The sequence below is a fragment of the Devosia equisanguinis genome, from assembly GCF_900631955.1.
GTDB classification, from domain to species: domain Bacteria; phylum Pseudomonadota; class Alphaproteobacteria; order Rhizobiales; family Devosiaceae; genus Devosia; species Devosia equisanguinis.
Genome location: NZ_UZWD01000053.1, coordinates 1 through 13,186 on the forward strand (window position 1 = coordinate 1; position 13,186 = coordinate 13,186).

Annotated in this window: 12 protein-coding genes; 11 read left to right on the forward strand and 1 reads right to left on the reverse strand. The window is 62.0% G+C overall.

The features are described 5' to 3' along the window. Positions 1-63: 63 nt before the first annotated feature. Positions 64-615: a LabA-like NYN domain-containing protein gene (locus tag DEVEQU_RS18445; protein WP_126152074.1), complete on the reverse strand. Its 552-nt coding sequence runs from the start codon at positions 613-615 to the stop codon at positions 64-66. Between the two features lie 198 nt (positions 616-813). Here DEVEQU_RS18445 and rpoZ point away from each other — a divergent pair, with 198 nt between their 5' ends. The 11 genes from rpoZ to parC all read left to right on the forward strand — a co-directional run bounded on the left by rpoZ (position 814) and on the right by parC (position 13,169). Further along, complete coding sequence (gene rpoZ / locus DEVEQU_RS18450) at positions 814-1,182, forward strand: DNA-directed RNA polymerase subunit omega (RefSeq protein ID WP_126152075.1); 369 nt, start codon at positions 814-816, stop codon at positions 1,180-1,182. Between the two features lie 209 nt (positions 1,183-1,391). Beyond that, entirely contained in the window at positions 1,392-3,674 is a 2,283-nt protein-coding gene (locus tag DEVEQU_RS18455) for a RelA/SpoT family protein (protein ID WP_126152076.1), read from the forward strand. Next, on the forward strand, positions 3,664-4,257 hold the full coding sequence (gene pyrE, locus DEVEQU_RS18460) for an orotate phosphoribosyltransferase (protein ID WP_126152077.1): 594 nt from the start codon (positions 3,664-3,666) through the stop codon (positions 4,255-4,257). Before DEVEQU_RS18455 ends, pyrE begins: the two co-directional genes overlap by 11 nt. Before the next feature lie 166 nt (positions 4,258-4,423). Continuing rightward, the gene (acpS, locus tag DEVEQU_RS18465; RefSeq protein WP_126152078.1) at positions 4,424-4,843 is read left to right on the forward strand and encodes a holo-ACP synthase; all 420 of its coding nucleotides are present in this window, start codon (positions 4,424-4,426) and stop codon (positions 4,841-4,843) included. 30 nt (positions 4,844-4,873) lie between these two features. Then, positions 4,874-5,698 (forward strand): signal peptidase I, encoded by an 825-nt coding sequence (lepB, locus tag DEVEQU_RS18470; RefSeq protein ID WP_126152079.1) that lies wholly within the window; start codon positions 4,874-4,876, stop codon positions 5,696-5,698. Continuing rightward, a complete protein-coding gene (gene rnc, locus DEVEQU_RS18475; protein WP_126152080.1) occupies positions 5,695-6,402 on the forward strand; it encodes a ribonuclease III in 708 nt (235 codons plus the stop codon). The genes lepB and rnc overlap by 4 nt, the downstream gene beginning before the upstream one ends. Then, on the forward strand, positions 6,399-7,322 hold the full coding sequence (gene era / locus DEVEQU_RS18480) for a GTPase Era (protein WP_126152081.1): 924 nt from the start codon (positions 6,399-6,401) through the stop codon (positions 7,320-7,322). Before rnc ends, era begins: the two co-directional genes overlap by 4 nt. Before the next feature lie 145 nt (positions 7,323-7,467). Then, a complete protein-coding gene (gene recO / locus DEVEQU_RS18485; protein WP_126152082.1) occupies positions 7,468-8,172 on the forward strand; it encodes a DNA repair protein RecO in 705 nt (234 codons plus the stop codon). A gap of 157 nt (positions 8,173-8,329) precedes the next feature. Next, entirely contained in the window at positions 8,330-9,535 is a 1,206-nt protein-coding gene (locus tag DEVEQU_RS18490; RefSeq protein ID WP_126152083.1) for a hypothetical protein, read from the forward strand. Beyond that, a complete protein-coding gene (locus tag DEVEQU_RS18495) occupies positions 9,532-10,710 on the forward strand; it encodes a hypothetical protein (RefSeq protein WP_126152084.1) in 1,179 nt (392 codons plus the stop codon). Before DEVEQU_RS18490 ends, DEVEQU_RS18495 begins: the two co-directional genes overlap by 4 nt. A 158-nt stretch (positions 10,711-10,868) precedes the next feature. Beyond that, complete coding sequence (parC, locus tag DEVEQU_RS18500; RefSeq protein WP_126152085.1) at positions 10,869-13,169, forward strand: DNA topoisomerase IV subunit A; 2,301 nt, start codon at positions 10,869-10,871, stop codon at positions 13,167-13,169. Positions 13,170-13,186 lie beyond the last annotated feature (17 nt).

Below are 13,186 nucleotides of genomic sequence, written 5' to 3' on the forward strand. Positions count from 1 at the left end.
CCGCGATCCCGCCCCTCGGGAGGGAGGCGAAAGAGCCCTGAGTCCACTTCAGTTTGAAATGGTTTAAGCCTCAGCCGGCTTTTGCACCTGTGGCCGGCCAACCGTCCGCGCCAGCTCCGCGACGTCGAGGAAAAAGTCGGCCTGGCGGCGCAGATCGTCTGAAATCATCGGCGTCGAGGTGGCCAGCGTCGAGACCACCGTCACCCGCTTGCCCTTGCGCTGCAGCGCCGCCACCAGCGCGGTAAAGTCGCCATCGCCGGAAAACAGGATCAGGTGATCATAATAGGGTGATTGCTCGAGGGCATCGACCGTGAGCTCGATGTCCATATTGCCCTTGATCTTGCGGCGCCCCAGGGCATCGGTGAATTCCTTGGCCGGCTTGGTCACCACCGTATAGCCGTTATAATCAAGCCAATCGATCAAAGGGCGGATCGATGAATATTCCTGATCTTCCACCAGGGCTGTGTAGTAATTGGCCCGCAGCAGATATGCCTTGGCGCTGAATTCGGTGAGGAGTTTTCGGTAATCGATATCGATGCCAACGGCCTTCGATGTTGCATAAAGATTGGCGCCATCGATAAAAAGCGCGATTTTCTCGCGTGGATCAATTGCCATATTAATGCTCCGACTGAAATGCTTTGTAGTTGAAAATACGCCACCCGCGTCCCCAGGGGCAGCTTTGAAACTAAGAATGCGTTTAAATTCGCTATTCGCACATTTTCGGCGAGGCGACAAGCTCCGCCCCTTAGCCTTGTCATCGTGGACTGCATCGTGTAAGGCAGGCCTTCATTCCCCCAAAGTGTGGAGACGTCTGTGGCACGCGTCACCGTTGAAGACTGCATCGAGAAGGTCGAGAATCGCTTCGATCTCGTCCTCATGGCCGCTCATCGCGCGCGCATGATTTCCTCCGGCGCGCAGATCACCGTTCCCCGCGACAATGACAAGAATCCCGTCGTTGCCCTGCGCGAAATCGGCGATGGCACCATTTCTCCTGATGATTTGCACGAAGATCTGATTCATTCGCTGCAGAAATATGTCGAAGTCGACGAACCCGAATCCAGCGCCGCTCCGCTGATCGAGAGCGCCGGTGATGACGATTCGATCAATTTCGATACCATCAGCGAAGAAGAACTGCTGCGCGGCATCGAAAGCCTCGCTCCCCCCGAGCGTCGCGATGACTGAGAGCCGTCCCGCTAGGGCAAATCGCTCCGGTGGAGCGATTTGAGGCGAGCAGGCCAAAGTCTGCTCCCACTATGGCGGCAAACAACACAATTGCCGTTGCCTAGCCGCCAGAGGCGACTATATCAAAAGAGCGTCCGGCCTGCGTCGGGCGCTCTTTTCATTTCCAAAACAGGCGCTAAGCTCATCCATAAGAGCGAGCGGCTAATCATATGATGCGTCAGTACGAGCTTGTCGAACGCGTTCAGGCCTATAACCCGAACGCCGATGAGCAATTGTTGAATAAGGCCTATGTCTACGCCATGCAGAAGCATGGCTCGCAAAAGCGCGCCTCTGGCGACCCTTACTTCAACCACCCGCTTGAGGTCGCTGCGATCCTCACCGAACTCAAGCTCGACGATGCCTCGATCGCCGTGGGCCTCTTGCACGACACGATCGAGGATACCGACGCCACCCGCGCCGAGATCGACCAGATGTTCGGCGGTGAAATCGGCACCATTGTCGATGGCCTGACCAAGATCGAGCGGCTGAACCTGGTGTCCCGCGAAGAGGCGCAGGCCGAAAACCTGCGCAAGCTGCTCCTGGCCATCAGCCAGGACGTGCGCGTGCTGCTGGTCAAGCTGGCCGACCGCCTGCACAATATGCGTACCTTGCAATATATGCGCGCCGACAAGCAGCAGCGCATTGCCCAGGAGACCATGGATATCTATGCGCCGCTCGCCGGCCGCATGGGTATGCAGGATATGCGCAACGAGCTGGAGGACCTCAGCTTCCGCATCCTGCATCCGGATCACTACGAAGCGATCACGGTGCGTCTGGATCAGATGCAGGCCGACCATCGCGAGACCATCGACACCATCACCTCCGAGCTGACCGACCGGCTTTCCGCCGAAGGCATCACCGCGCGGGTCAAGGCGCGGGTTAAGTCGCCCTATTCGATCTTCTCCAAGATCGAGCGCAAATCCATCGCGCTGGAACAGCTGTCCGACATGATCGGCTTCCGCGTCGTCGTTGGTTCCATCGACCAGTGCTACAAGACCGTTGGTCTCGTGCACACCGCCTGGAAAGTGGTCCCCGGGCGGTTCAAGGACTATATTTCGGTCCCCAAGCACAACGACTACCAGTCGATCCACACCACCATTGTCGGGCCCAGCCGCCAGCGCGTCGAACTACAGATCAGAACCGAGGAAATGGACCGCATCGCCGAATTCGGCATTGCCGCCCATGCGCTCTACAAGGATGGCGCCTCGGCCAATCTCGGTCGCATCGAGAGCGAATCCCAGGCCTATGGCTCGCTGCGCCAAACCATCAGTCATCTGACTTCGGGCATTTCGACCGAGGATTTTCTCGAATACACCAAGCTGGAGCTGTTTCAGGACCAGGTGTTCTGCTTCACCCCCCGCGGCCGGCTGATCGCGCTGCCCCGCGGCGCCACGCCCATCGACTTCGCCTATGCGCTGCATACCGATATCGGCGACACCTGCGTCGGTGCCAAGATCAATGGCTTGATCCTGCCGCTGGTGACGCAATTGCGCTCCGGCGACGAAGTCGAAATCCTGCGCGACCAGAACCATCGCCCGCCCTCCAACTGGATCGGCATTGCCGCCACCGGCAAGGCGCGCGCCGCCATTCGCCGGGCGGTGCGCCAGACCGCCACCCAGCGCGCCTTTGCCCTGGGCGAAAACGTGCTCTCCATGATGTTGGAGCGCGAAGGGGTTATGCTCGATGAGAGCGAGGCCAAAACTCTGGCCGAGGCGTTGGAACAGCCCAATAAGCGCGACCTGCTGATCGCCATTGGCGAGGGCAAGATCGGCAGTGAGGACCTTGGCAATGCACTCGCCCAGGTCAAGGGCATCCGCAAGCGCCGCCGCAAGCTCGACCTGCCGGTGGCCGACACCGCCGATGGCTGGTTCGCCCTGCGCGCCACCGACCAGTTCCGCTTCCGCGTTCCCGGTGGCCAGCGCTCGGGCAGTCATGCCAAGGCGGCCCTGGCCCAGCTTGATTTCCACACCCCGGTGCAATTGTCGGGGGAGGGCGTCGTGCCGGGCGATCGCCTTGTCGGCATTCTCGAGCCCGACCGGCCGATCACCGTCTATCCCATCCATTCCGATGCGCTGATGGACAAGCACGACAGCGACGTGGCCTGGGTCGATGTCCGCTGGAACCTGCAGGGCAGCGAAGAGCGGCTCTATCCGACGGTCATTTCCATGGAATCGGTCAACAAGCCCGGCTCGCTCGCCCAGATTTCGTCGGCAATCGCTGCCTGCGAGGCCAATATCAACAATCTGGTGATGCGGATGATTTCGCCCGACTTTCACCAGATGATCTTCGAAATCGAGGTGCGCGACCTTGCGCAACTGACCGATGTTCTGGCAACCCTCAAGCGCAGCCCCGGCCTTTCGGCCGTCCAGCGCGCCGGCCTCCGCGAGGCCAGCATGATTTCGACGCTGGAATGGGATGGCAGGATCGACAGGAGTGCGCGCAATGACGAATGAGGATGTTCTGGCCATTTTCCGCGAATGCGGTGCCATGCTGGAGGGACATTTCATCCTGTCGTCTGGCCTGCGCTCGCCGGTTTTCCTGCAGAAGGCCAAGGTGTTCCAATATGCCCACCAGACCGAAAAGCTCTGCAGGGCCCTGGCCGAAAAGATCCGCGCCGAAGGCTATGGCGATGTGACCAAGGTGGTGTCTCCGGCCATTGGCGGCATTATTCCCGGCTACGAAACCTCCCGCCATCTCGGCGTCCCCGCGCTTTACACCGAGCGCGTCGATGGCCAGTTCGAGCTGCGCCGCGGCTTCGAGATCGAGCCCGATGACAAGGTCATCGTCGTCGAGGACATCGTCTCTACCGGCCTCTCGATCCGCGAATGCGTCGATGCCCTGCGCAAGATCGGCGCCAATGTGGTCGCCGCCGCCTGCCTCATCGACCGCTCCGCCGGCGAAGCCGATGTCGGCGTGCCGCTGGTCTCGCTGATCCAGTACAAGGTCCATGCCTATCCGGCCGACCAGTTGCCCCCCGAACTCGCCGCTATCCCCGCCATCAAGCCTGGCAGCCGCGGCATCCAGGGTGTGAAGTGATCTTCGCAATCCCCCCTCATCCGGCGCTGCGCGCCACCTTCTCCCCGAGAGGGAGAAGAATGGTCCGGCGCACCCCTCTTGTTCCTCTCCCTCTCGGGGAGAGGGTGGATCGGCCAAAGGCCGAGACGGGTGAGGGGGCTTCCGCAACACACATTGAGGCGGCATCATGATCATCGGCCTCGGCTCCGACCTCATCCAGATACATCGCGTAGAGCAGACGCTTATCCGCTTCGGCGACCGATTTGTGCAGCGCTGCTTTACCGAGATCGAACAGAAGAAGTCCGATCGTCGGGCCCAGCGTGCCGCATCCTATGCCAAGCGTTTCGCTGCCAAGGAAGCCTGTTCCAAGGCCCTGGGCACCGGCCTTAGTTTCGGCGTTTATTGGCGCGACATGGGCGTGGTGAACCTGCCGTCCGGCAAGCCGACCATGCATCTGACCAATGGCGCCGCGCGTGCTCTGGCCCGGCTTGTGCCAGCGGGACACGAGGCCCATATCCATTTGACCATTACCGACGATGCTGGGCTGGCTCAGGCCTTCGTCGTCATCGAAGCGCTGCCCGTTGACCCCAAAGGCGCAACTGTCTAACGCTTTGGCACCGCCTGAACGGGGACCACAATGACTCAACCTGCCGACAAGCCTGCCCAGAAATCCGCCGCCAGCGAGTGGTGGGATACGCTGGTGGTCATTGTCGAAGCGCTGCTCATCGCCATCGTGCTGCGCTTCTTCCTCTACCAGCCCTTTTCCATCCCCACCGCCTCGATGCAGCAGACGCTGATGATCGGCGACTACTTCGTCGCCAATAAATTCGTCTGGGGCTATGGCAAGCATTCCTTCTCGTTGGGCCGCTATGGCGACTTCGCGCTGCTCGACTTCGAGCTGCCGATCTCCAATCGCATCCTCGGGCGTGATCCCAATCGCGGCGATATCGCGGTGTTCCGCCCGGTGCCGCAGAATATCGAATATATCAAGCGCATAGTCGGCCTGCCGGGCGACAGGATCCAGGTCAAGGAAGGCCGGCTCTTTATCAACGGCACCATGGTCGAGCGCGAACTGGTCGGCACCGCGGAAGATACAGACAGCAATGGCGATACCCGCCAGGTCCAGGTCTATCGCGAAACCTTCCCGGAAGGCACGACCCACATCATCCAGGAAATCGGCGACAACCTGCCGCTCGACAATACCCCTGAATATGTGGTCCCCGCTGGCCACTATTTCATGATGGGCGACAATCGCGACCGTTCCGCCGATAGCCGCGTGCTGAGCCAGGTCGGCTATGTCCCCGCCGTCAATCTCATCGCCAAGGCCGAAGCACGCTTCTTCTCCATCAAGGACAACCTGCCGCCCTGGCAGATCTGGCAGTGGCCCGCCAATGTGCGCTGGGATCGCATGTTCCAGTCGGTCTATGGCAATGGGCCGTATGACACCACGGAAGCGCCGTGAGCCGTCGCGACAAGGGACACGAAAAGCTGCAGGTTCGGCTGGGCTATAGTTTTGCCGATGTCGGCTTGCTCGAACGCGCGCTGAGTCATTCCAGCGCCATCTCGCCGGGCAAGCGCATCGAACAGTCCTATCAGCGGCTCGAATTTCTCGGCGACCGGGTGCTGGGCCTGGTGGTGGCGGACATGCTCTATGCCCGCTTCCCCAAATCCAATGAAGGGGAGTTGAGCCGCACGCTCAACACCCTGGTGCGCAAGGAAACCTGCGCCGATATCGCCCGCAAGCTCGATCTCGGCAAGGAACTGATCCTGGGTGACAGCGAGGCGAGAACCGGTGGTGCCGAAAAGGACGCAATTCTCGGCGACGTCACCGAAGCCATTATCGGCGCCATCTTTCTCGATGGTGGTCTCGAGCCTGCATCGGACTTCATCCGGCGCTATTTCACCCAGTTCCTCGCCGATGGTCAGGCCAACCGCGCCGACGCCAAGACCACGCTACAGGAATGGGCCCAGGCCCGTGGCCTCGAACCGCCGGCTTATCTGCAGGTCGAGCGGCGCGGCCCGGACCATGCACCCGAATTCACCATTGCCGTCGAGGTCGCCGGTTTCGAGCGGATCGACGCCACCGGCCCCTCCAAGAAGATCGCCGAACACAAGGCGGCCGAGATGTTTCTCATCGCCCAGAATGTTTGGAAGGAAAAGAAATGAATACCCCCTCCGAACTGGCCGACACCTGCTGTGGCTTCATCGCCCTGGTCGGTGCGCCCAATGCCGGCAAGTCGACGCTGCTCAATGCCCTGGTGGGCACCAAGGTCTCCATCGTTACCCACAAGGCGCAGACCACCCGCAGCCAGGTGCGCGGCGTGCTGACGCTGGATCAGGCCCAGCTCGTTTTCGTCGATACGCCGGGCATCTTCGCGCCCAAGAAGCGGCTTGAGCGCGCCATGGTCGAAAACGCCTGGGGCGGGGCAGGGGACAGCGACATCGTCGCCTTCATCATCGATGCCGACCGCGGCGTGACGCCCGATATCGAAACCCTGCTCGAGGGCCTCGAAAACATCCGCCAGCCCAAGGTGCTGATCCTCAACAAGATCGACACCGTCAAGCATGAGAGCCTGCTCGCCCTGTCGCAGAGCCTCAACGAGCGCCTGCGCTTCGAGGCGACCTTCATGCTTTCCGCCCTCAAGGGCCACGGCGTCAAGGATTTCATCGACTGGTGCATCAAGCACATCCCGCCCGGCCCCTGGCATTTCCCGGAAGATCATCTCACCGATCTCACCATGGCCATCACCGCCGCCGAGATCACGCGCGAAAAGCTGTTCCTGCGCGTTCACGACGAGATCCCCTACAATGCCACGGTCGAAACCGAGAGCTTCAAGATCCAGAAGGACGGGTCCTACAAGATCGACCAGGTGGTCTATGTCAGCCGCGACAGTCACAAGAAGATCGTGCTGGGCGCCGGCGGGCAGACCATCAAGGCCATCGGTGCCGAGGCCCGCAGGGAACTCATGGAAATGTACGAGGTGCCGATCCACCTCTTCCTCTTCGTCAAGGTCCGCGAAAAGTGGGCCGACGATCCCGAGCGCTACCGCGAAATGGGCTTGGAATTTCCAAGTGGAAAGAACTGAACCCTTATTCCTCTCCCTCTCGGGGAGAGGGTGGATCGGCCAAAGGCCGAGACGGGTGAGGGAGCTTGTCGCAACCTCCCCCTCATCCGGCGCTGGCGCGCCACCTTCTCCCCGAGGGGGAGAAGAATAGGGTGGTGCCCGACCTATGGAATGGACCGGTGAAGCCCTGCTGATCGGTGTCCGCCGCCACGGCGAAACCAGTCTCATTGCCGAGGCCATGGTGGCCGGACGCGGGCGCTATCTCGGCCTCGTGCGTGGTGGCCGCTCCAGCAAGCTCTCGCCCGCGCTGCAGGCGGGCAATACCGTGCAGCTGACCTGGCGTGCCCGCATCGAGGATCACCTCGGCACCTTCGCTGTCGAATTGCTGCAGGCCCGCGCCGCCGAGCTGATCGCCGACCGCGACCGGCTCTATCTCAGCCAGCTGGTCTGCGAACACCTGCGGCTCCTGCCCGAGCGCGATCCACACGATCGTCTCCTCGGCAAAGCCCTGAAGCTGATCGATAATCCTCCCGATGGCGTCGAGCTGGTGCGCTTCGAGCTCGACCTGCTCGATGAGCTCGGCTACGGCCTCGATCTCACAAGCTGTGCCGCCACCGGTGTCACCAGCGACCTCAGCCATGTCTCGCCCAAGACCGGCCGCGCTGTCTCGCGCGTGGCGGCCGAGCCCTATAAGGACCGCTTGCTACCGCTGCCCAGTTTCCTCGCCGCCCGCGGCAATGCCTCGCCCGATGACATTGCCGCCGGTCTCCGGCTCACCGGGCACTTCCTCGACAAGCTGGTCTGGTCCGCCCGCCGCCTCGATCCTCCGCCCACCCGCGACCTGCTGCTGCAGCGCCTCCTCGCCCGTTAAGCCTCGCGCATCAGCACTGATGACAAGCCCTCGCTGAGTTGTTATAGCTCACTGAGCGCATAAAATGCGGACCGTGTAGCCGGCTTGTGCGCCAACATCATGCCGGGGGGCATGACATCGCCCTTTTCCGACAAGGGTGCTACTGGAGGGACCAGGAATGAACTCTGTTCGCCTTTTGACGGCGTCCAGCATGCTTGCCGTCTTCGCGGCCGGCCCGGTGCTGGCGGCGCCTGTCGACGACTTCTTTGAACGCCTCAATGCCTGGCTCGAGCCCATTGGCGGCTCGGTGACGGCGAGCGTGCCCATCGGCAAAAGCAAGGCCGGTCCACTGACCCTGAAGGACGTGGCCCTGATCGCTCCGAACAACACCACGCCGCTCGGCGCCTCGGTGGAGTTCGGTACGGTCACCACCCTGGATGGCGACCTGATGCTGGTGGACAGCATCGTCATCAACAAGTTCGATCACACCAATGATGATGTGCGGGTCAGCGCTGACAAGATTACCCTGTCGAACGTATTGCTGCCGCCCCTGGACGCCACCGCCCCCTATCTCTTTGCCCAGATATTGGGTGGAGTGGCGGTGGAAAATCTGCTCGTCGACGACGGCGTCTCCACCGCCGATATTGATCTCCTAAGCTTCGTTCTCAATGCCGATCCCGAAATCGGCACCACCAGCCCCACCGCGTTCTCGGCCATTGTCGAGGTCGTCGGATTGACCATGCCTGAACAAGCGCTGCGCGCCTTCGACCTGGATAAACTGGCGGGTTGGGAAGACTATCTGCTCGACCAGCAGGCCGACATTTATCTGCCGATCCATTGGGACACCACCAATGGCAATTTGACCGTGGCCGACTTCGAGTTCTCCACCGACACCCTCGGCACCTTCGCCGTCGGCGTACAGCTCGGTGGTGTCACCATGGACGTGTTGAGCGAGCTCGCCGCACTGGGCGCCGACCAGGCCGATGGTTCGCCTTCCGACCTCTCCGGCCTGCAGGCCACGGCCGTCCGGCTGATGAGCCAGCTCACCTATAGCGCCGGCAAGCTGGTGATCACCGATGGCGGCGTCGTGGACTTCATGCTCAACGCAGCCGCCACCGAACGCAAGACCACGACCGAACAGGCCATTGCCGCCGCCATCGACGCTGTCGACGATGGGCTCTCTTCGATCAAGGCCTCCGACACTCTGGTCGAGCAGGCCACCCAGTCCCTTGCCCTGCTGCTAGAGGAAGGCGGAACACTCGGCATCGATGCCTTCCCTGAAAAGCCGGTCAGTATTCTCGAGCTTGCCGCCCTCGGTCAGACGCCGGCGGCCCTGATCGACCGGCTCGGCGTGGAAGTCGTGCATGTTGAGGGGGATGAATGAACATGCGTAACCTGCTGATTTCCATTGCTGCCACCGCACTGCTGGCTGTCCCGGTCCAGGCGGCGCCGATCGATGACTTCTTCGCGCGCGCCAACCAATATCTGGCTGAACTTGATGGCTCGCTGAGTTACGCCATTGGACCCGGCTACGATGCCAACACCACTGGCCTGCAGCCCCTGGTGCTCACCAGCCCGGACGGCACCGCCGTCACGCTGGGCGAAAAGGCCTATGTCAGCTCGGTCACTACCTTGCCCGGCGATCTGCTCTACGCCCAGGGGCTGCACATCTCCAATTTCGACCGCACCCAGGACGGCACGCGCGTGCGTATTGGAGGGTTGATCGCCGATGTGTTGCTCCCGCCATTGGGCATGACAGATCCGATGCTGCTGGCACAGGGGATTTCGGGCCTGTCGCTCTTCGACTTTACCCTCGAAAGTTCCGGCGTAACGGTCAGCTTCGATAGCGCCAGCTACTTCCTCAACGTCTTGCCCGAGCGCGGGTCGGCCGACCCTTCGACCTATGAGGCAAGTGTGGCGCTGGAAGGCTTTCTCGTAACCGAAGCGTTACTAGAACAGGTCGATGCACCGCAAGTGCTCGCCCCTTTGATCGGCCGCAAGGTCGACCTCGACATCCGCTTCAATTGGCGGCGCGATGCCGGCGCAATCGATCCGTTCTCGGTCGAAATTGGTTCACCCGACTTCGGCGACCTGGCCTTCAGTGTTGGGCTCAACGGCATTACCCAGGAGCTGCTAGCGGCGCTGGTGGAAATGGGTCAGCAGCGCGCCACCGGTAGCGATGGGGCTGCCCTGCAGGCCAAATTGATCCCGCTTTTCAGCCAGGTGACCGTTTCGGCCCTGTTCTCCGGCCTTTTCAACGAAGGCGGCGCTGCGATCCTGCTGGAACAGATGGCGCAGGAAACCGGCCAGTCGAGCACCAAGACCATCCAGTCCGCCTCCACCGGGTTGCGTGACATGCTGCTCGCCAATGGTTTGGACACCCTGGCGCTGCCGGCCGGCGATGCGCTCTCGGCGGCTCTCTCGGACGGCGGCGGCGTCATCATCTCCGGGTATCCGGCCACCCCGCCCAGCGTGCTCGAACTGATCGCTCTGCAGACGCCCAAGGCCATCGCCGAACGGCTGGAACTGCAGGCGAAATACGACGAGCCGAGCCGCTGAGACAGATACGGCGCTAAAAATTCGCCGGCGGGTCGGAAATCGGCTTGCCGACGATGCAGCAAAGGGTGGAGAACCGGCAGAAATCCGCCGCTTTGCTGTGGGAGCGCCGCGCTGCGGCTATACTCTGCTCCTGATTCGTTCTCACGAGTGTGCCGTCCATGTCCGATGCCGATACCAAACCGCCTGCCGACGACCAGCGGATCGTCGATCTCAAGCAGGCGCTTGAAGAGCGGTATCTGAGCTACGCGCTCTCCACCATCACCCAGCGCGCGCTGCCCGATGCGCGTGACGGACTGAAACCCGTGCATCGGCGCATCATTCATGCCATGCGCCTGCTCAAGCTCGATCCGGGCCAGGGCTACAAGAAAAGCGCCCGTATCGTCGGCGACGTTATCGGTAAATTCCACCCCCATGGCGACCAGTCGATCTATGACGCTCTGGTGCGTCTGGCCCAGGATTTCGCCCTGCGCTATCCGCTGGTCGATGGGCAGGGCAATTTCGGCAATATCGACGGCGATAGCCCGGCGGCCATGCGCTACACCGAAAGCCGCATGACCGATGTGGCGACGCGCCTGCTCGAAGGCATCACCGAGAATGCCATCGACTTCAAGCCGACCTATGACGGCGAGGACGAAGAGCCCATGGTGCTCCCGTCCAACTTCCCCAACCTTCTGGCCAATGGCTCCACCGGCATCGCCGTGGGCATGGCTACTTCGGTGCCGCCGCACAATGTGGTCGAGCTCTGCAACGCCGCGCTCAAGCTCATCCACAATCCTGCTGCCACCACCGAGGAACTTGTCCATACCGATCTAAGCGCCCCGCCGAGCATGGACGATCTGGTGCGCGGTCCCGATTTCCCCACTGGCGGGCAGCTTGTGGAAAGCCGCTCCTCCATCGTCCATTCCTACGAGACCGGTCGCGGTGCCTTCCGCCTGCGTGCCATCTGGCACAAGGAAGAAAAGGGCAGGGGCGTCTACCAGATCGTGGTGACGCAGATCCCCTATGGCGTGCAAAAGTCCCGCCTCGTCGAAAAGATCGCCGAACTGCTGCTGGCCAAGAAGCTGCCGCTTCTGAAGGACGTGCGCGACGAAAGCGCCGACGACATTCGTCTCATCCTCGAGCCGCGCGCCGGCACGGTCGATGCCGTTATTCTCATGGAACAGCTGTTCAAGCTGACCGAACTCGAGCTGCGCTTCCCGCTCAACCTCAACGTGCTCGACAAGGGCACGGTGCCGCGCGTCATGAGTCTGGCCGACGCGCTGCGCGCCTGGCTCGATCACCGCAAGGTGGTGCTGGTGCGCCGCAGCCAGCATCGGCTGGAGCAGATCGCCAACCGCCTCGAAGTGCTCGAAGGCTATATCATTGCCTATCTCAATCTCGACGAGGTGATCCGCATCATCCGCGAGGAGGACGATGCTAAGGCCAGCCTGATTGCCACCTTCGAGCTGACCGACAACCAGGCCGAAGCCATTCTCAACATGCGCCTGCGCTCGCTGCGCAAGCTCGAGGAAATGGAGCTGCGCAAGGAGCATTCCAACCTCACCGACGAGAAGGGCAAGCTCGAAGCTCTTCTGGCCTCTGACAAGCGGCAGTGGGGCGAGATCGCCAAACAGGTCGAGGGCCTCAAGAAGGCCTATCCGCTGTTCGAAGCCGATGGCACCACCCCGCACGCCCTCGGCGCCCGTCGCAGCATTTTCGGCGACGCCCCCAATGCCGACGCCGCCGAAATTACTGAAGCCTTTATCGAGCGCGAGCCGATCAGCGTCATCCTCTCCGAAAAGGGCTGGATCCGCGCCCCGCGTGGCCACAATGCCCCGGTGGACGAAAAGGGCTTCAAGACCGGCGACCGGCTGAAGCTCGCGATCAACTGCGAGACCACCGACAAGCTCCTGATGCTCACCACGGGAGGGCGGGTCTATACGCTGGGGGCCGACAAGCTGCCCGGCGGCCGCGGGCAGGGCGAGCCGGTGCGCATCATGGTCGATATCGAGGAGGGGCAGGACATTGTCGACCTCTTCGTCTATCGCCCGGGCGCCAAGCGCATCATCGCGTCATCGGGCGGTTACGGATTTATCGTCGGCGAGGACGACCTCGTCGCCAATACCCGCAAGGGCAAGCAGATCCTCAATGTTTCGGCGCCTGACGAGGCCCGCCTGATCGTGCCCTGCGATGGTGATCGCGTCGCGGTCATCGGGCAGAACCGCAAGCTTCTGGTCTTCCCCATGGCCCAGCTCGCCGCCATGAGCCGCGGCAAGGGCGTCCGCCTACAGCGCTATAAGGATGGCGGCATTTCCGACCTCAAGACCTTCTATGCCGCCGATGGCCTGACCTGGACCGACTCCTCGGGCCGCACCTACTCCAAGCCGATGGAAGAGTTGACCGACTGGCTCGCCGACCGCGCCACCGCCGGCCGCCAGCCCCCCACCGGCTTCCCACGGAACAACCGCTTCGTCGGCTGAATTTTGTACCGCGATAT

Excerpts from the sequence above, each read along its gene's own strand:
- DEVEQU_RS18445 (WP_126152074.1), bottom strand. The coding sequence starts at position 615 with ATGGCAATTGATCCACGCGAGAAAATCGCGCTTTTTATCGATGGCGCC.
- DEVEQU_RS18455 (WP_126152076.1), top strand. The coding sequence starts at position 1,392 with ATGATGCGTCAGTACGAGCTTGTCGAACGCGTTCAGGCCTATAACCCG.
- pyrE (WP_126152077.1), top strand. The coding sequence starts at position 3,664 with ATGACGAATGAGGATGTTCTGGCCATTTTCCGCGAATGCGGTGCCATG.
- acpS (WP_126152078.1), top strand. The coding sequence starts at position 4,424 with ATGATCATCGGCCTCGGCTCCGACCTCATCCAGATACATCGCGTAGAG.
- lepB (WP_126152079.1), top strand. The coding sequence starts at position 4,874 with ATGACTCAACCTGCCGACAAGCCTGCCCAGAAATCCGCCGCCAGCGAG.
- era (WP_126152081.1), top strand. The coding sequence starts at position 6,399 with ATGAATACCCCCTCCGAACTGGCCGACACCTGCTGTGGCTTCATCGCC.
- recO (WP_126152082.1), top strand. The coding sequence starts at position 7,468 with ATGGAATGGACCGGTGAAGCCCTGCTGATCGGTGTCCGCCGCCACGGC.
- DEVEQU_RS18490 (WP_126152083.1), top strand. The coding sequence starts at position 8,330 with ATGAACTCTGTTCGCCTTTTGACGGCGTCCAGCATGCTTGCCGTCTTC.
- DEVEQU_RS18495 (WP_126152084.1), top strand. The coding sequence starts at position 9,532 with ATGAACATGCGTAACCTGCTGATTTCCATTGCTGCCACCGCACTGCTG.
- parC (WP_126152085.1), top strand. The coding sequence starts at position 10,869 with ATGTCCGATGCCGATACCAAACCGCCTGCCGACGACCAGCGGATCGTC.